The sequence below is a fragment of the Chryseobacterium daeguense DSM 19388 genome, assembly GCF_000430825.1.
GTDB classification, from domain to species: Bacteria; Bacteroidota; Bacteroidia; order Flavobacteriales; family Weeksellaceae; genus Chryseobacterium; species Chryseobacterium daeguense.
In genome coordinates this window covers 339890-359086 of record NZ_AUMT01000001.1, presented here as the reverse complement: position 1 = coordinate 359086, position 19197 = coordinate 339890, and the positions used below count along the sequence as shown (strand labels likewise).

15 protein-coding genes are annotated in these 19197 nt (G+C 36.9%); 1 reads left to right on the top strand and 14 read right to left on the bottom strand.

What is annotated here, in order from left to right; genetic code table 11:
- Positions 1-23: 23 nt before the first annotated feature.
- The 6 genes from purH to H560_RS0101745 form a co-directional block, all read right to left on the bottom strand.
- Entirely contained in the window at positions 24-1541 is a 1518-nt protein-coding gene (gene purH, locus H560_RS0101780; protein ID WP_027378455.1) for a bifunctional phosphoribosylaminoimidazolecarboxamide formyltransferase/IMP cyclohydrolase, read from the bottom strand.
- A 196-nt stretch (positions 1542-1737) separates the two neighbouring features.
- Positions 1738-2310 carry a phosphoribosylglycinamide formyltransferase gene (gene purN, locus H560_RS0101775; protein ID WP_027378454.1) on the bottom strand — a complete coding sequence of 191 codons (573 nt, stop codon included), beginning with the start codon at positions 2308-2310 and terminating at the stop codon, positions 1738-1740.
- Between the two features lie 147 nt (positions 2311-2457).
- Positions 2458-3450, bottom strand: a complete 993-nt coding sequence (purM, locus tag H560_RS0101765; protein WP_027378453.1) for a phosphoribosylformylglycinamidine cyclo-ligase — start codon at positions 3448-3450, stop codon at positions 2458-2460.
- 266 nt (positions 3451-3716) lie between these two features.
- Positions 3717-4268: an NADPH-dependent FMN reductase gene (locus H560_RS0101755; RefSeq protein ID WP_027378451.1), complete on the bottom strand. Its 552-nt coding sequence runs from the start codon at positions 4266-4268 to the stop codon at positions 3717-3719.
- Between the two features lie 194 nt (positions 4269-4462).
- On the bottom strand, positions 4463-5191 hold the full coding sequence (locus H560_RS0101750) for a pirin family protein (RefSeq protein WP_027378450.1): 729 nt from the start codon (positions 5189-5191) through the stop codon (positions 4463-4465).
- Positions 5192-5362: 171 nt separating this feature from the next.
- The gene (locus H560_RS0101745) at positions 5363-5740 is read right to left on the bottom strand and encodes a winged helix-turn-helix transcriptional regulator (RefSeq protein ID WP_034752094.1); all 378 of its coding nucleotides are present in this window, start codon (positions 5738-5740) and stop codon (positions 5363-5365) included.
- Positions 5741-5830: 90 nt separating this feature from the next.
- On the opposite strand from H560_RS0101745, the gene H560_RS0101740 reads away from it, so the two are divergent.
- Complete coding sequence (locus tag H560_RS0101740; RefSeq protein ID WP_027378448.1) at positions 5831-6430, top strand: FMN-dependent NADH-azoreductase; 600 nt, start codon at positions 5831-5833, stop codon at positions 6428-6430.
- 92 nt (positions 6431-6522) lie between these two features.
- Here the strand turns inward: H560_RS0101740 and H560_RS0101735 are convergent, their stop codons facing one another.
- The 8 genes from H560_RS0101735 to H560_RS0101700 all read right to left on the bottom strand — a co-directional run bounded on the left by H560_RS0101735 (position 6523) and on the right by H560_RS0101700 (position 18990).
- The gene (locus tag H560_RS0101735) at positions 6523-6993 is read right to left on the bottom strand and encodes a hypothetical protein (protein WP_027378447.1); all 471 of its coding nucleotides are present in this window, start codon (positions 6991-6993) and stop codon (positions 6523-6525) included.
- Positions 6994-7052: 59 nt separating this feature from the next.
- Complete coding sequence (locus H560_RS0101730; RefSeq protein WP_027378446.1) at positions 7053-8456, bottom strand: MFS transporter; 1404 nt, start codon at positions 8454-8456, stop codon at positions 7053-7055.
- Complete coding sequence (locus H560_RS0101725; protein WP_027378445.1) at positions 8456-8968, bottom strand: nuclear transport factor 2 family protein; 513 nt, start codon at positions 8966-8968, stop codon at positions 8456-8458. Before H560_RS0101725 ends, H560_RS0101730 begins: the two co-directional genes overlap by 1 nt.
- Positions 8969-9120: 152 nt before the next feature.
- The gene (locus H560_RS0101720; protein WP_027378444.1) at positions 9121-10977 is read right to left on the bottom strand and encodes a glycoside hydrolase family 13 protein; all 1857 of its coding nucleotides are present in this window, start codon (positions 10975-10977) and stop codon (positions 9121-9123) included.
- Between the two features lie 282 nt (positions 10978-11259).
- Positions 11260-13419, bottom strand: a complete 2160-nt coding sequence (locus tag H560_RS0101715) for a glycoside hydrolase family 97 protein (RefSeq protein ID WP_027378443.1) — start codon at positions 13417-13419, stop codon at positions 11260-11262.
- Positions 13420-13503: 84 nt separating this feature from the next.
- On the bottom strand, positions 13504-14610 hold the full coding sequence (locus H560_RS0101710) for a SusE domain-containing protein (protein ID WP_027378442.1): 1107 nt from the start codon (positions 14608-14610) through the stop codon (positions 13504-13506).
- A 22-nt stretch (positions 14611-14632) separates the two neighbouring features.
- Positions 14633-16231, bottom strand: coding sequence for a RagB/SusD family nutrient uptake outer membrane protein (locus H560_RS0101705; protein WP_051289080.1), 1599 nt, complete (start codon positions 16229-16231; stop codon positions 14633-14635).
- Positions 16232-16242: 11 nt separating this feature from the next.
- The gene (locus tag H560_RS0101700) at positions 16243-18990 is read right to left on the bottom strand and encodes a SusC/RagA family TonB-linked outer membrane protein (protein ID WP_027378440.1); all 2748 of its coding nucleotides are present in this window, start codon (positions 18988-18990) and stop codon (positions 16243-16245) included.
- Positions 18991-19197 lie beyond the last annotated feature (207 nt).

Genomic DNA, 19197 nt, shown 5'->3' with positions numbered 1-19197 from the left:
TCTGTTTCTTTTAATTTCATTTATTAATGGAAAAAATGTCTGATTCCAGTGAACATCATCGGAATTTTATGCTCATTCGCAGCCTCAATGCTGTCCTGGTCTTTTACACTTCCTCCCGGCTGAATAATCGCTGTAATTCCCTCCTGAGCGCAGAAATCTACCACGTCACGGAAAGGGAAAAATGCGTCTGAAGCCAAAACTAAATCTCCGGAGAATTTCTCTTTTGCTCTTTCAATTGCCTGCTGTGTTGCCCAGATCCTGTTCACCTGACCGCCACCGATTCCGAAAGCCTGAATTCCGTTAGAAACTACAATTGCATTAGATTTTACATATTTTACCACTCTCTGAGAGAATAATAATGCTTTTCTCTGTGCTTCTGTAGGCTGTGTTTCAGTAACCACTTTAATATCGTCAGAGAAAATGCTGTCGTTGTCCTGAACTAAAATTCCGCCATCAACCTTCACCCACGTCTGCTTATCAGAAACAGGGTTTACGATTTTTATAATTCTTAAATTTTTCTTTTTTCTTAAAACTTCAAGAGCTTCCTCATCAAATTCAGGAGCCATTACGATCTCAAGGAAAGTTTTATTTAATTCTTCAGCCGTTGCAGCGTCGATTTTGTAGTTCATTGCAACAATTCCTCCAAAGATAGAAACCGGATCACACTCAAAAGTTTTCTGGTAGGTTTCCAACGCTGAAATCCCAATTGCCACACCACAAGGTGTAGAATGTTTTACTGCGCAACAAGCCATTTCTTCCTTGAATTCCGTTACCACTTTCCAGCAAAGATCCATATCGCGAAGATTGTTGAAAGACAATTCTTTACCTCCCAGCTGTTCGAAATCTTTCATTGCCCCGTTTTCGAAAGTAGAAACGTAGTAAGCTGCTGTCTGATGCGGATTTTCACCATATCTTAGGTCAGAAACTTTTTTGTAAGATGCATTTAGATACGTCGGATATTCTTCATCTAAAAGCATTCTGGAAATAGCTGCATCGTAAGCAGAAGTAAGGTTGAATACCTTTCCTGCCAGTTTTTTACGAGTTTCGATGTATGTATCACCATTTTGTTCCATTTCGATTTTTACTGTCGCGTAATCTTCCACGTCAGTAATTACCGTCACAGAATCAAAGTTTTTCGCAGCAGAACGAAGCATTGAAGGACCTCCGATGTCGATGAATTCTACCTTTTCGTGAAGAGAAATGTCTTTATTTACATTTTCAAAGAAAGGGTAAAGATTTACAATCACCATGTCAATCAGACCAATCCCGTGCTCCTGAACTGTTTTCATGTGCTGCTCGTTGGAACGAACGGCCAACAATCCACCGTGAACTTTCGGGTGTAATGTTTTCACTCTTCCGTCCAACATCTCAGGGAAATTGGTAACCTCATCAATCTGAATTGGATTTAAACCAGCATCTTTCAAATGTTTGAACGTCCCTCCTGTAGAAATCAATTCATAATTCTGGGCTTCCAAAAACTGCGCAAATTCGATCAATCCGCTTTTATCAGAAACGCTGATTAAAACTCTCTTTTTACTCATTTTACTTTCGATTTTTTACTTTTTACAGCTATTTCAAACTGTAAACCGGGTCTTTCACCTCCGGTTTTACTTTATTTTTACTTAGATTTTACCTTGTTTTTCGAAACTTTTTAATCTAAATGTGTCTTTATATAAATTTAACAATGTATCAGTTTAACAATTTACCAATAAGTGAAATTGGTAGATTTATACATTGTTAGATTGTTACATTATTAAGTACTTTATTTATTGCTTTTGGGAAAATTTCATATTCAATTAAATGGACTTTTTCCGCTACGGTTTTGGGAGTATCATTTTCTGTAATTTCGAATGATTTCTGAAGAATAGCTTCCCCTTCATCGATTCCTGAAGTCACAAAATGCACCGTTGCACCGCTTTCTTTTTCTTTAGCTTCAATAACCGCGTTATGAACGTGATGTCCCCACATTCCCTTTCCTCCGAATTTCGGAAGCAATGCCGGATGAATATTGATTATTTTTCCAACCCAATTTTCACAAAACTCCGGTTTCAGAATGGATAAAAATCCAGCCAATACAATTAAGTCTGTATTTTCAGGAATAATTTTACTAAATTCACTGCTGAAGTTTTTCCCTCTCGGAATCAGAACATTTTCTATGTTATGATTTTTTGCTCTTTCCAGTCCGTAACATTCTCTGTCTGCCACCACCAAAGATATTTTTGCATTTTGGATCTCTCCATTATCGATGGTATCGATGATTCTCTGAAGATTGGTTCCTGAACCTGAAACGAGTATAACTAAGTTTTTCATTTTATTTTGTGAGCCTTGTCAAGGTTTGAAACCTTGACAAGGCTTTCTATGTTATTAACTAGCCCCGATTGCAGCGGCATCCTTTTTCTGAAATGGCTTAAAAAAAGCGCTGGAGAAAAAGATATAGCGGAAAGCGGGATTAAGCTTCTAAAATTTTAAATCAATCTTTTCAGTTCCTTCTGTGATTTCTCCGATTTCGTAAGCATCGTCAAGAAGGTGCAATACTTTTTCTGCGTGTTCTGCATCTACTACAACGATCATTCCTACACCCATATTGAATGTTCCGAACATCTCCTCACGAGCCACACCACCTCTTTTTTCAAGCTCCAGCATAATGCTTGGAATCTGGATTTTAGAAGCATCAATTGAAGCGCAAAGCCCGTCTCCGATAATTCTTGGAATATTTTCGTACAATCCACCACCCGTGATGTGGGCAATACCGCAAACTTTAACTTCTTCAAGAACTTTATGAATATCTTTATAATATAATCTTGTAGGAACCAAAAGGGTTTCATACAAAGGTTTTCCTTCAAATTCTTCATTGAAATCAGGAAAGACTTTTCTTACCAAAGAAAATCCGTTGGAATGGAAACCTGAACTTGGAAGAGCAATAATTTTATTACCTGCTTTGATACCTGAACCGTCAATAATCTGGTCTTTTTCAACAATTCCTACGCAGAATCCAGCTACATCATAATCTCCAGGCTGGTACATTCCCGGCATTTCAGCTGTTTCACCGCCGATCAGTGCGCAGTTGTTGTCTTTACAAGCTTCTACCATTCCTAAAACGATCTCAGCAGCAATCTCAGAATCTAATTTTCCACAAGCCAGATAATCTAAAAAGAACAATGGTTTTGCCCCGTGGCAAAGGATGTCATTGGCACACATGGCAAAGCAGTCCACACCGATAGAATCATATTTTTTTGAATCCAAAGCTACCTTAAGCTTTGTTCCCACACCATCTGTTCCGGAAACCAGGACAGGATTTTTGTATCCTCCGATTTCATAGAAAGCCCCGAAGCTTCCCAAATGATTCAATACATTGGAATTGTGAGTTTCTCCAACCGCTTTCTTGATCTTGTCAACGGTTTTGTATCCTTCTTCTTTGTCTACTCCTGCTGATTTGTACGTGTTGCTCATATTATTTAATGTAACAGTGTATCAGTCTAATAATGTAACAATGCCTTAATTGGTAAACTGGTACATTGCTAGATTGGTACATTTTATTTATAATTATTTAGAAAACAAAAAAGCCGACAATCTTAGTAGATTATCGGCCGTTATTTTATCTCAGAATTTCAGAGCCCAAAATATTCCCTTTCTTGGAAAAATGTTGATTGTAAGAGGTCTGAATTTTCATCTTATTTCTTTTTGCAAAGATATTAATTTTAAATTAATTTTCAAATCTATTTTTCAAGGATAGATTCAATAGCAGAAATCTTCTGTATTTTCTCTCTTAATTCACTGTCTTTCTCTGCATTAGAAATTTTATGAGCCGATTTATCAAAATTATCATTGAAGAATGGAAGTGAAAAAGTATCAACAATATTTCCACCGTGAAGGGGGAAACGCTTAGCTGCAGCTTCCAAAACGCCTAAGCCACCTCTTCCACCGGGAGCCGTAGCCATTAGTAACATCGGAACTTCATTCCAGACTGCTCTGTTTTTAATTCTTGAAGTCCAGTCGAACACATTTTTGAATGCCGCTGAATACGTCCCGTTATGTTCCGATAAGGCAATCAATAATACATCTGCAGCGTCTATTTTCGAAGCAAAATCTACTGCCTGCTGCGGAACTCCGCTTTCTACTTCTCTCTGATGCTTGTAGATCGGCATTTCAAATTCGTCCATATCTACAATTTCCACTTCTGCATTTGCGATAAGTGATGCTGCGTAAGAAACTAATAATTTATTGATTGAAGTCTCGGAATTGCTTCCTGCTATTGCTAAAACTTTCATTTACTTTTAATTGTTTTGTTTAAAATTATTTTTGCTGAACCACTTCGTGGTTCGTTGATTTTGGTTATTTTTTCCATGGGCTTCACCCACGGCTATTCATATTGAACCACTTTGTGGTTCCCTGATTGAAATCATTTCAAGTATGGTTGTAATTCCTGAAATGGTATCAATTTAACGCTGCAAAAATTAATTATTTATTTCAAATAATCGGGTAATTCCATTGGAATTTCCATTAAAAGGATTTCGGCATCTTCAACTGCTTCAATATTAAAGCTTTGGGTATCCCAAATTCCTAAGCCGTCTCTTTCATTTAAGATTCTGTCGCCCACTTTTGCACTTCCTTTTAACACAAAAGCATACACTCCGTTACCTTTCTTGTTGAGCATATAATTTTTACCGTTTCCTTTGGTAAAATTGGCTAAATTGAACCATGCATCCTGATGAATCCAAACACCGTCATCGTTTTTATCAGGAGACAAAATCTGCTGAAATCCATTGATTTTCTCGCCTTCTTTGATACTTTTCTGGTCATATCTTGGCTCTACTCCCACTTCTCTTGGGAAAACCCATATCTGAAGGAATTTTACAGCCTCATCTTTATTTTTGTTGTATTCGCTGTGCATTACCCCTGTTCCCGCGCTCATTACCTGAATTTCTCCTTTTCTGATAACAGCAGTAGTACCCATAGAATCTTTATGTTCCAGATCTCCTTCCAAAGGAATTGAAATAATTTCCATATCTCTGTGAGGATGCGTTCCGAAGCCCATTCCCTGGGAAACGGTGTCGTCATTCAAGACCCTCAATACTCCGAAATGAGTTCTTTCAGGGTTCTGATAATTTGCGAAGCTAAATGTATGATAGCTGTTTAACCAACCGTGGTTTGCGTGACCTCTTGAATCTGCTTTATGATATACTGTTTTCATAATGTGAATATTTATAGTACAAATGTACGGGTTGCAGATTGGCAGAATGTTGATGTAAGGTAAGAAAGAATTTAGGGTTTAGGGTTTAGGGTTTAGGGTTTAGGGTTTAGGGAAAATACTTTTATTAATAGCTTTTTTGTTATCTCTAAGAATCCAGATCAAATTCTTTATCTATATTCCGTTGTCTTTCTCAGCTTCTGCGGGGCTGCCGAAAATATGCTTACGATGGTTTTCGCCCCAGTCTTTTAAGGATGCTACCACAGTATGCAGGGTTTTCGTGTGTTCAGTAGGAAAATATTCAATGCTTACAGGATAAGTGTCTTTTACTACCCTTTCCACCAGACCGTTTTGCTCGAGCTCCCTTAATTCTTTAGCCAGAACTTTGGAAGTAAGCTTCGGAATACTTCGTTCAATTTCTGTAAAACGTTTGTTCCCGGCATCTAAAGAAATGATAATCTGCAGCTTCCACTTCCCGTTTATCACATCCAGTGTGTCGCGAACCGGCTTCAGAGCCTTCATACAGTCTTTATGATTGTGTTTCTTTTCCATTTTTTTCACTTTCCTTTAGGTAACTACTATATTTTGGAAAGTAAATTTACAATAATTTTGTCAGTAATAAAAACAAAAAAATTAAACAAAATGGCAAAGATTTTAAATATCAAAACAAGTATAAGCGGAGAAAATTCTGTAAGCAACCAACTTTCACAAATTGTTATCGATCAATTGTTAGAAAAAAATCCTGGCAGTAACGTGGTAGTTCGTGACCTGGCTGCAAACCCGATTCCACATTTGGAAATCCATCATTTCAGTGCTTCAAGAATTGCTGATGAAGAAAAAACAGAAGAGCAGAAAGAGGCCTCAAAATATTCTGACGAAGCATTAAAGGAAATCGGGGAAGCAGATATCATCGTGATTGGAGTACCATTCTATAATTTTACTTTTCCATCCACATTGAAATCATGGATCGACAGTATTTCAGTTGCCGGAAAAACATTTTCTTTTGCAGACGGAACTCCGAAAGGGCTTCTAGAAAACAAAAAAGTATATTTAAATTTTGCAGTCGGCGGAGTGTATGAAAACGGGCTTATTGAAAATATGGAACACTATTTAAGAACATTATTCGGATTCATAGGAATTACGGATATTGAGGTTTTCATTTCTCAGGGTACGATGGTTCCTCAGCTTAAGGAAGAGAATTTCTCAAAAGCGGTGACTAAAATTGAATCTGTGCTGGCGTAAAAATTTGATCAGCAATTTTAATTTATATCTGAATATAAAAATCAAAAAAGCGGACTCTTATGATCCGCTTTTGACTATTTTATAAGGTAATTTTACTGTAAAAGAGACCAAACTGCAACACCGATACCGGCATAAGCAACCACAGTAATGATGTCTGCGATGGGCTGTGAGAAGCGTTTTTCAGCAATTTTCTCACTATTGATCTGGTTCTTATGGAATTTAAGAACTTTTTTCGAATTATTAACCGGGTGTGCCACCAGACTGTCACTTTCCCATCGGTCAACAATTATTTTATAGCTCTTGCCGTCAACGTCTATCTTAACATTTTTATTTGGAGTAAGCTTTTCCTGAACATTAATTGCGGCGGGCATTTGCTGAGCATTACTCAGGCCCTGAGATTCGGCGGCATCTTTTATCTGAGCAGGAATATTATTGGCAATAACGGCAGTCTTTTTAGATTGCGGGTTATTGTCGATTTCCGTATTCGCCTGTTTTTTCACCTGATAGGTATAGCAACTCACAAGGGAAAATGATAAAATGATGAGATAAAGATTCTTTCGCATTGGTCAAATTTAATAATTAAACGGAATATTCTCCATTTTCTTTTTGAAAAAATACTTTTTTAAAAATGTACCTGCTTAATCTCCTGTTCAATTTCTTTAGGAGTATCGTGTTCTGATTTAACGAAAATTAAAGTTAAAACAGCTGCCACCAACATACAGACACCGCCCACTACGACGTAATCTATGGCATAGTTTCCAAAAACATTGCTTACAATCGGTCCACCGAAAATACCATTGATGATTTGAGGAATCACAATAAAAAAATTGAAAATTCCCATATACACTCCCATTTTCTTCTGAGGAATAGAATCAATTAACATTGCATAAGGCATCGCTAAAATACTCGCCCAGGCAAATCCCAAACCAACCATGGAGATCCACAAGCTATTAATATCTTTGATAAAATACATGGAGATTAATCCCAGACCGCCACAGGCCAACGCTAGAGCATGTGTCTGTTTTTTACCAATAAATTGAGCAATCGGAGTCAATGCAAAAGCAAAGAAAATAGCGTAGAAATTATAGCTCCCGAATAAACTTCCCGTAAGATCTCCCGCCTTATTGAACTCTGCAGAATGGGTATCATCCGGGGAAAGCCCGAAATGGTGTGTCGCCAAAGCACTTGTTGTAAAAACCCACATCGTAAAAAGCGCAAACCATGAGAAAAACTGGACAATGCCCAGCTTTTTCATCTGTGAAGGCGCATTTTTAAAATCTTTAAAGATATCTGAAAATTTAGATGTATGTTCAGTTGTTTCTTTTCCGGATTCAAAGGATGCAAATTCTTCCGGTGAATATTCTTTGGTTGTAATGATTGTATATAAAATGGATAAAATCAAAACTGCTGCCCCGATGTAAAAAGCATAAATAACATTATCTGCTACAAAGCCTTTTGGAGCTACATTTGAAATACCCAATTTGGTCAGCCAGTTCGGAAGATCAGAACCAATCACCGCCCCGATTCCAATTAAAATCGTCTGAACGGAAAATCCGATGGTTGCCTGATGTTTCGGAAGCATATCTCCTACCAAGGCACGAAAAGGTTCCATGGCAACATTAATTGAAGCATCCATCATCGCCAGGAAAATGACCGCCATCAATAAAACATTAGCAGCCATCATCTGTGTTGCCGAAGCAGCATTCGGGAGCATGACCAAGCCAATGGCGCACAATACCGCACCAATTAAAAAGTAAGGCTTCCTCCTGCCCAGCGGACTCCAGGTATTATCGCCCATGTGACCGATAATTGGCTGAACAATTAAACCTGTAATAGGTGCTACAAGCCAAAACCATGATAATTCATGAACATCTGCCCCGAAATTAGCCAAAATACGGCTCGCATTTCCGTTTTGAAGGCCAAAAGCCATCTGAATTCCCAGAAACCCCATACTCATGTTGATGATCTGAGCCATGGAAAGATTCGGCTTCTTTTTTCTTGAAAGTGAACTGTGTAGCGGCTCCATTATTTAGCTTTTAACTGTTGGATTAATGCATCTTCTATCGGCGTTTTTTCAACTACCACTTTATCTACAACATCGTTCGGAACTGTTACGGAAAGCACATATTGTTTCACCTTCCATTCCCCTTTTATTTTTTCAACAACCCCAGAACCGCGGCAAATCTTCATCTGGGTATCCAGCAGCTCATCAAACCAGGCCAGTTTGCCATCTTTACTGAAATAAATATTTCTTTTTAACGAAGTGAAATTCCATGTTTTCTTTTTGTCGAAATAAGGCTTTGCCCAAACCATGAATGCTTTTTTGTCCCAGACTTCAGTGGCATCCGTTCCAATAAACGTGGATTCATCAGCAAAATAATTAAAATAAGTGTTAAAATCTGATTTTGCGGCGGCAACATTGAAGCCGTCCAGCATTGTTGCGATTTCTGTTTTCTCTTTATCAAATTTTGACTGAGCTGAAATGGTAGTATAGCTTGCCGCAAGTAAGAGGAATATTAAAAATATTGTTTTTTTCATATCTATTTTTAGTCTTTTTTAAACGCAAAGGGCGCAAAGTTTTTCTTTTTTTTTTACTATTAAACTTTTTAAGTTCGCAAAGGCGTTTCACTTAACTAAGATCGCAAAGATTTAATTGTGAAATTTGTGAAACCATTTGTGCTATTAGTGTTTTAATTTAATTCAATAATCATCGATGTTTTTGCAGGTATTGTTATACTATTTTGCAATGAAAATTCTTTGTCGGAAATGATGTCTTTTCCTTTTGAAAACCTGTTCAGGGATTCTGAGAATCTTTTCAAATCCAGTGTTTCCTGTTTTTCATTATTATTTAAAACCACCATTACGCTTTCTTTTTCATTGTATCTAAAATACACAAAAACATTATTCTGAGGAACGAAATTTTTAGTTTTTCCGGTGTGGATCACTTCTTTTCCTTTTCTCCAGTTCAGTATTTTCTGTGTAAACCTATAAAATTCCTTTTGCTGAGGGGTTTGAGATGAAGTATTAAAAGCGTTTTGTTTATCAGATTTCCAGCCTCCCGGAAAATCCCTTCGGATATCTGCATCGCCGCCTTTGTTTTTGTCGCCCCGCATTCCGACTTCGGAACCATAGTAAATCTGTGGAATTCCGCGAACGGTTGAAATTAAAGTTAATCCTAATTGATAAGCTTTCGGATCATCATTGAAAATCTCATTCCATCTTTCGGTATCGTGATTTTCGAAGAAAACCATTACATTATTGATATCCGGATAAAGGAAATCACTTGATAAGCTGTTGTAAATACGGTTCATCCCGCTGTCCCAGCCTTCTTTTTCCTTCAATGCTTTCGGCAGGTCTCCGTACAGCATAAAATCCATGACAGACGGAAGATTGGAATTGTAGTTTGCTGCTTCTCCGGTCTTTGAATCCTTTTGCCATGCAGAAATTTGTCCGGCCGTATTCAGCCAGGTTTCCCCGACAATATTGAATTTCGGGTATTCATCGGTGATGGCTTTTGCCCATTTTGCCATGGCTTCTTTATCATTGTACGGATAAGTATCTACCCGGAATCCGCCTAGTTCAGCATATTCTATCCACCAAATGGCATTTTGCGTTAAATATTTTAAAACTAGAGGATTTTTTTGATTAATATCCGGCATTGTGGTATCAAACCAGCCGTCCAAAGCTACTTTTCTATCTGCTTCTGAAGCATTAGTATCAAATTGTGTGGTTGTTTTATAGTTTGAACGTTTGAAGCCGTTTTCACCATCATTAAACCAGTGAATCCAGTCTTTTGTGGGTAAATCTTTGATCATCCAATGAGAAACACCCCAGTGATTGGTCACGTAATCCATGACCAATTTCATATTTCTTTTGTTTAATTTTTGGGAAAGCTCTCTGTATTCTTCGTTGGTACCGTAGCGTTCATCTATTTTATATAAATCTGTCTGCGCATAGCCGTGGTAGGAATACACTTTTTCGTTGTCTTCATTCACGGGTGTTAACCAAATTGAGGTTGCTCCTAAATTTTGAATATAATCTAAATTATTAATAATTCCGCGTAAATCTCCGCCATGACGGCCATTGGGAAGACTTCTGTTGGCTTTTTCCGTTAAATTCGGGCTTGAATCATTTTTTTCATCGCCGTTCGCAAAACGGTCGGGCATGATAAGATACATTACGTCTTTTGATGTAAAAGATTCTCTGTTTGCTGAATTTGGATCACGCTGTTTTAATTCATAAGTGTAAGAACCTATATTTTTTTTACCGTTTTTGATGTTTATTTTAAATTTCGGAAAATTGATTTCGTTTGTATTAATCGTCACAAAAACATAATTCGGGTTTTCCACTTTCTGAATATCTTTAATCTGAACTCCGTCAGAAAGTTCGATGTCGCTGTTGGCAATATCTTTTCCGTACACTAGAATCTGAAGCTCGGGATTTTTCATTCCTTTCCACCAGAAGGCGGGTTCTACTTTGTCTAGAGGTTTTTGGGAAAAAGCGATGACTGCTGTGGAGAGGGCTACGATTGTGTATAATTTTTTCATTTTAAATTAAATGTGTATGATGTTATTTTTAAGTTTTAACGCAAAGTTCGCTAAGATTTTTACTACTATGCGTTTTTTAAGCTCATAAAGGCGTTTCACTTAATTAAGATCGCAAAGATTTAAATATAACAGTATAGATAATTTATTTTGATTAAAAACCTTACAGAAGTTTATCTGTAAGGTTTTTGTAGTTTTGGCTAAAGCCTTTATTTTTTGTTATTCAAAGCGGGCTAAAGCCCGCTCCTATTGATCTGCACTAAGTTTAGCAAAGATCAGGTAACATTATTTTACCGGCTTGATAGAAATCGCGAAACCGCCGCTTCTTGCCATTTTAAAATTGATTTTTGACTTGCTTGTAATCTGCTTTTTGTAGATATTATAGCTCTGAGGATTGTCTATGTAATCGGCATCTTTTCCGTCTTCATAAATCGTTGCTTCATATTTTTGACCTTTATCCAGAAAAGAAAAATCTACGGTATATTCACGCTTGTTTTCATCGGTAATTCCGCCCACAAACCAGTTTTCCGTACCTTTTGCTTTTCTTGCAGTGATCACATAATCTCCCGGTTCGGCGGATAAAATTGTCGTATCGTCCCAATCTGCAGCCACGTCTTTGATAAACTGGAAAGCATCCATGTGCTTTTTGTAGTTTTCCGGTAAATCTGCAGCCATCTGAAGCGGCATATACATCGTTACATAAAGCGCCAGCTGCTTTACTAAAGTTGTCTTCACAAAACGCTTGTCTCCAGGGAAATAGTAGTCTAATTTTGTTTGGAAAATTCCCGGGGTATAATCCATAGAACCTCCCATCCATCTTGTAAACGGAAGAATGGTCTGGTGATCGGCATTATTCCCTCCGAAAGCTTCATATTCTGTTCCACGCGCAGCTTCTGCAGAAATGTAGTTCGGATATGTGCGGCTTTCTCCGGTAGGACGTACGGATTCGTGAGAATTGACCATGATTTTATACTCATTCGCTTTTTCTGCAATTCTGTAGAAATGGTTGATCGTCCATTGGGAATAATGGTGCTCCCCTCTTGGAATAATATCCCCAACATAGCCAGTTTTCACAGCATCATAGCCGTATTTGTTCATCAGCTGGAATGCTTTATCAGCCCATCTTTCATAGTTCGTTGCCGAACCTGAAGTTTCATGGTGCATAATGAGCTTAATGCCTTTAGAATGAGCATATTCATTCAACATTTTTATGTCGAAATCAGGATAAGGTGTGATGAAATCAAAAACAAATTCTTTTGAATGGCCGAACCAGTCTTCCCAACCTACATTCCAGCCTTCAATTAAAAGTCCCTGGAACCCGTTTTCTGCTGCAAAATCGATGTATTCTTTAACTTTCGTATTATTGGCAGCGTGTTTTCCGTTGGGTGTCAGTTTAGAAAAATCAGTCACACCAATTCGTACATTGGATTCCGGCTGACCATATGCCCACTGTGATTTTCCGATGATCATTTCCCACCATACTCCCATGTATTTTGTAGGATGAATGTAAGAAGTGTCGGTATATTTTGTAGGTTCATTAAGGTTAAAAATCATTTTTGAATCCATTACCTCTTCCGCTTTCGGAGCCACAATAATTGTTCTCCAAGGCGTTACAGAAGGGGTTTGAATATATCCTTTCGCTCCCTGTCTGTCTGCTGTAAGGTGTGTTTTGAATTTAAAATTCTGAGCATCAACCTCAAGGTGAGAAGCAGGATAGTCTAAAACTGCTGCTTCCGCTACATTGACATATAATGGCTGTTTTCCTTCTTTTTTAAGCATTAAAGGAGACTGAACTGCATTTTTGATTAATTTCTGAGAAGCATTTGCGTCAAAAGCTTTGTCCCATCTTCCCGGGATCTCAGAGATTTTCGTTTCCTGATATTGATATTCCTGAGAATCATAGTCTGCAACCATCCACCATGCTTTCATATTGGTAGGGAAATCGATTTCAGAATCTTCTTCTCTGATCACGAAATAGTTCAGGTTTTTCTGCTGGGGAAACTCATATCTGAAACCCAATCCGTCATTGAACAATCTGAATTTCACAACAATATTACGTTCCGTAGAAGCCTGATTTAAAGTAACAGCCAGCTCATTGTAATGATTGATATAATTTTTCTTTTCCCCTAAAACCGGCTGCCAGGTTTCATTTTTGGAATCTCTTTTTTCATCTGTTTTCGTAAAACCGTTATTAAGATCAAATTTTACATCTTCCGGTTTTGCAATTTCCGAGGCAAATTTTATAGAAGTATCTTTAAATAATCTCAATCCCAATTTGGAATCTTCCACTACTACATTGCCGTTATATTTCAGGTTGTAATAAGGTACTCCCTCCTTCAGCTGAAAGTTCATCTCAAACTTTCCGTCCGGCGACTTTAAAGATTGTGCATTCACACCAACAAACATCATCGAGAACAATATTGCTCCCACTGTAATTTTCTTCATAATGACTATTTATAAAACTTTAAAAATAAAGAAAGTGCTGCCGAAAAGCAACACTTTGCTATGTAAATTCAATTTTAATTAATATTATAATGGCTGTATTTTATAAGTTCCCATTTTTACATCAACAGAAATCTTATAACTACCGCCTGTACCATCAAATTTGATATTTCCATTGCTTCCTTTAGGGCCTAAATAACCTGTATTGCCATCTCCAGCAATATTTCCCCAATCAAGATCTCCCCAGCTTTGCTGACCTAGAAATTTAAATTCAGAAGCAGCAGGAAGACTTATTGTATGTTCAAATTTACCATTCCCCAAATTTGTCATTGGAATTGCAGTACCGGCATTCCACCCATTTACTGTACCTACAAGGTAAATGTTTGCAGGATTCCATGTATTGACTGGTGATGCTGAAACGGTAATGGATTTTACAGTTGCATCTGCATCAATAACGACTTTATACATACCTGTAGCTCCGGTAAACTGAATGTTTTCAGGTGTTGAAGGTGCTAAATTAGTAGACCATGTTTTGAAGTACTTGTTACCAGCATTCATTCCTGCTACATCCAGGCTATAATTTGTGGGTCCCCAATCCTGTTGTCCAAGAAATCTGAATGATTTTCCATTTTCCAGATAAGTATAGATCGTTGAAAAGTTATCTTTTTTGTAAAGCATCTGTGCTGTACCTGCATTCCAACCTACAGCTGATGCGTCTCCTACGATGTAGAAGGATGGAAACTCTGTAAGATATGGCGTCACTATCATCGTAACGGGGCTGGAGTACAATATATTAGGCCCTACTTCAGATTTAAGTCTTATTTCAACTGATGTAGCAATACCTGGAATAAGTCCACTATCAAGCATTAGTTTATTGAAATCTCCAACAGTATAGGTTGCTGCTAAATCATTTGCTGTAACAATTGATTCTCCTGCACCTTGAAAATTTGTACCTGCTTTTGCTACTTGTAATGTATTTTTAAGTGCTACCTGGGATTGAAATTTTGGATTCGTCCAGTCGAATTTCACAGCAATATCAGCCTCATTGTCTTTTAATAAAACTAATGTTGTTTTGTCTGCTTTTAAAGTAGGGGTTGTCCCTTCTCCTAAAATTGCCTGATCTTCATCTTTTTCACAAGAAATTATTAGAAGGCTTATAAAAGCTACTGCTAATATTTTGAATAAATGTTTCATTTTTGATCGTGTTTTTTTATAATTAATAGCCAGGATTTTGAACCAAATTAGGATTCGCAACAATATCTTTTGCCGGAATTGGATAAAGATTTCTATAGCTTTCTACAGCTTTTCCATCTTTTATATTACCTTTCCATGGCCACACATAATCTCCTGTAGTGAATTTTCCATATCTGATAAGGTCTGTTCTTCTTGTAAGCTCCCAAGATAATTCCCTTGCTCTTTCATCTAAAATAAAATCTAGATTAATAGAAGTAACATTCCCACTTGTATTGCCATAAGCTCTTTGTCTTAACTGGTTTATATACTCAACCGCAGTTGCCTGATTTCCGTTTCCACCCCTTAAAGTTGCTTCTGCATACATCAGATAAATATCCGCTAAACGGTACAATGGAATATCAGCTTCCACCCAGTTGTTATGAGCCCCTGGAGTTCCATCACTTTTAACATTTTTAAATTTAATAAAGGCATATCCATCATTAAATGAACCTAAATCATTGATTTCCAGATTCTGTCCCGCTGTATAGAAATTCCCTCTTTTGTCCACACCACTTGTCGGGAATTTATTTACAAAAGCTTTAGTGGTTCTGATACCACTCCATCCGCCATTGATACCGAAATCTGCGGCAGGCATAGTTCCTCCAACTGCGGCGTGTACCAAATAGGTCGTCCCACCATTAGTCTGGGTATTGATACCATCAAAATTAACAGTAAAAATCGCTTCAGGGTTGTTTACATTATTATCCGCTAAGAATAGTGAACCATAATTTGGTTTTAAAGAATATCCCGCACCAATAACCTTGTTACAATAAGTAATACAATCATTATTTCTTTGTGTCCCTGTATAAACACTCGCGTTAAGATACAATCTTGCCAGTAATGCCCAAGCTGCAGCTTTATCTGCTCTACCATAAGCATTTGATCTTGCATCTTTTAATTCATTTGCACAGGCTAATAATTCCTGCTCCACATAATTGAAAAGCGCCGCTCTTTCTATTCGTTGAGGCGGATTTACAGAACCAGGAAGATAGCTTTCATCTACAAAAGGTACATTTCCAAACATATCTAAAGCGTGATAATACGATTGTGCTCTTAAAAATCTTGCTTCGGCACGCATATATTTTGCTTCCGTTAAATTATCTCCGGAAATACCGTTGGAAGCTAATTTTTCATCCGTCACATTTCTTAAAAATTCATTACAAAAAGCTATCTCTGTATATATTCTGTAATAAGCTGCGGCAATGAACTCATTGGAAGAGTCCCATGTCATTTTATGAATGGTATGTAAATTTCCGTCATTCCAGCCAATTACAGCTTCATCTGTAGAAATTACATTTAATGTATATAAAAGCCTCGTGTATTGAGAAAAACCTCCATTAATTCCATTAATATCACTATCCGGATAGTTTCCTCCATCTCCGCTAACCTGTCCTCCAATAGCTAAGCCTCCATATAGTTTGGCCAGAGCATTAGGATAATTAGCAAAATCCTTGAAGATACTTGCTGATGTAACATCGGTAATAGGCTCTCTTTCCAGATCCTTTACACATGATGTAGCTGATAACAGCCCGACCACGGCCGCTGTTAATATTATATTTCTTGTTAATTTATTTGATTTCATCTACTTAATAATTAAAATTGAAAATTAAAACCTAATGAATAAATTCTTGGCATTTGATAATAACCATTATCTATTCCTCCAAAAACCTCAGGATCAATACCTGAATATTTTGAGATCACAAAAACATTCTGAGCCATAGCATACACTTTAAGATTACTTCCTTTAGTGAAAACTTCACCAAAGTTATATCCTACATTTACGTTATCCAATCTTAAAAAAGAAGCATTTTCTATATATAAATCTGAAAAATATTGCGGAACCTGAAATTGATAAACCGCTGCTGTAGAGTACACATTTTGCAAATATTCATTAGTAGATGCAGATTGAAGTGAGCTGTTTGAAGCCGCATTATTATAAACATAATTTCCTAATACCGCTCTTGCACTTAAGCCAAAATCCCAGTCTTTTACAGATAATTTTGTTGAAAAGCCTAAAATAGCATCCGGCGTTGTTGATTTGTAATAATATTTATCTAAAGTATTAATAATACCGTCATTGTTTCTATCAACATAAACTCCGTCAACAGGTTTCCCATTTCCATCATATACCTGTTGATACACCCAAAAAGCATTAGGAGCATAACCTACAGCATGAGCCTGAATTGTATTCCCAGAACCTCCTTCAATTCCCCCAACAGGAATATTGAATGTTGCATCGGCCCTGTCAAGAAGCTTAGTTATTTCCGGTTTGTAGTGAGTTGCATTAAAACTTACTTCCCAAGTCGTTTTTTCATTTTTTACAGGAACTACCGTAATACTACCCTCAATGCCGCTATTTTTCATATTTCCTACATTAAGTAAATTTTGATTACTTAAATCCCCAGCTGCTATATTCGTGTTGACCAATAAATCTTCCGTATCCTTTCTGAATAAATCAATTGATCCTGTAATTCTGTTATTTAAGAAACCATAATCCAACCCAATGTTTTTTGTTGTTGTGGTTTCCCAAGTAAGATTTGGATTATAAATATTAGGACGGTACATGAAATAAAATTGATTCCCAAATTGATAGCCAGCCCCAACTCCACTTGGATTGTATGCAGCATAAGCCGGGTAATTGAATGGTTTATTTCCATCTAAAGCCGGTAGTTCCTGCTGGCCTGTTTTCCCCCATCCCGCTCTTAATTTTAATGTACTAATTGAAGCTATATTTTTAATAAAATTTTCCTCACTTAGTTTCCAGGCAACAGAAACTCCCGGGAAATTACCCCAGAGATTGTCTCTTGTTCCATTAAAAAACCTTGATGAGCCGTCTCTTCTTAATGATCCTGAAATGACGTACTTATTGGCAATTGTAAAAATTGCTCTACCATAGAAAGATATTAAAGTATTCTGAGTCTCAAAATTGTTTCCGACAGTTATAAAAGGTTCTATTCCTCTATAAGTAGTGGCACCAGGAATAGACGTGATAAAGTCCTGGTAAGAATATCCTGCAGTAAGATCTACGCCTGTATTAATTGCTGAAATATTTTTAACATAATTAAAATAAGTTTCTAATAACTTATTTTTTTTCTCCATGGTATATAAATTTGCACTTCCTTTATCATTAAACCCCGATTTATATCTCGCATCAACCTTCTTTTGCCCTTCACTCTTGGTGTAATCATATCCTGCATTCACATTGAAATGCAAATCCGGAAGAAAATGGAATTTGTAATCTAACTGAACATTTCCCAAACCTCTCAGAACCGAGGATACATCATGATTTGCCATTATTATTGCTAATGGATTGGCATTAGCATTCACATTCAGGCCGCCATTCAACAACCATTCATAATAACCGCCATAATTAGAGTTACCAGAATATATAGGCTGGGTAGGATCAAAATATGTAGCAGACTTAATAATACCACCATCAACAAATCTATTATCTGTGAATGTTCCTTTTGTACTTATATTAACTGATAAATGGTTATCGAAAAATTTAGGATTTAAGTTCAGTCCAACTGATGTCCTTCTGAAAGAGTTTGTTCTTACAATACCATTTTGTTCATTATATCCCACTGATAAACGATATGGCAAACCTTTAATTCCTCCAGAAAAAGCAACATTATTATCTGTACCCCAAGCATTTTGATAAATTAAATCCTGCCAGTTAGTACTTGAATTCCCTAATTTTGCCTTATAAGCATCTGAAGCATAAGTATTAACAAAGCTTCTAAATTCATCAGCATTCAATACATCTACATTACCCATCTTACTTGAAATAGATGCTACCGTTGAAAAATTAACCCTAAATCTTCCTGTTGTGCCTTTTTTTGTAGTAATCAAAATAACACCGTTAGTAGCACGATTACCATAGATCGCAGTTGCAGAGGCATCCTTAAGGATATCAAAAGTCTCAATATCATTAGGGTTAATTAATGATAATGGATCAGACACTCCGTTTACACCTACAAAATCCTGCGGAACACCATCAATTACAATTAATGGCGAGTTATTACCATTCAAAGAAGCTGTCCCCCTGATCCTTATAGCGGTTCCTGATCCAGGAGCTCCACTATTATTCGTTATCTGAACACCGGGCGTCTTGCCCTGGATTAATTGTCCTGCAGAAGTAGCACCACCGTTAAAATCTTTTGCTGTTACAGAAGTTATTGACCCCGTGAGATCTGATTTCTTCTGTTTTCCATACCCAATCAATACAACCTCCTCTATTTTCTTCTCTTTTGTTGCAGAGTCTTGCGTTTGTGCATGAATTATGGTACTTGCCAATAAAAATGCAGGCGCAATTTTTAATACCGTTGTAAAATTTTTCACAATATCATTTTTTATATAGTTCGTTTCTTCAATAATATTGGCTATAAGCCAGTCTTGCAATTTATAAAAAAATTAGAATTATCATAAATTTATTTAAAATTAAGATAATTTTATGTAAATTACATGATGATTTTAAATCAATACCCTGTTTTCCATTTATTTACATCAAATTATGCGAAACATAATAACTTACCGCAATTAACAATA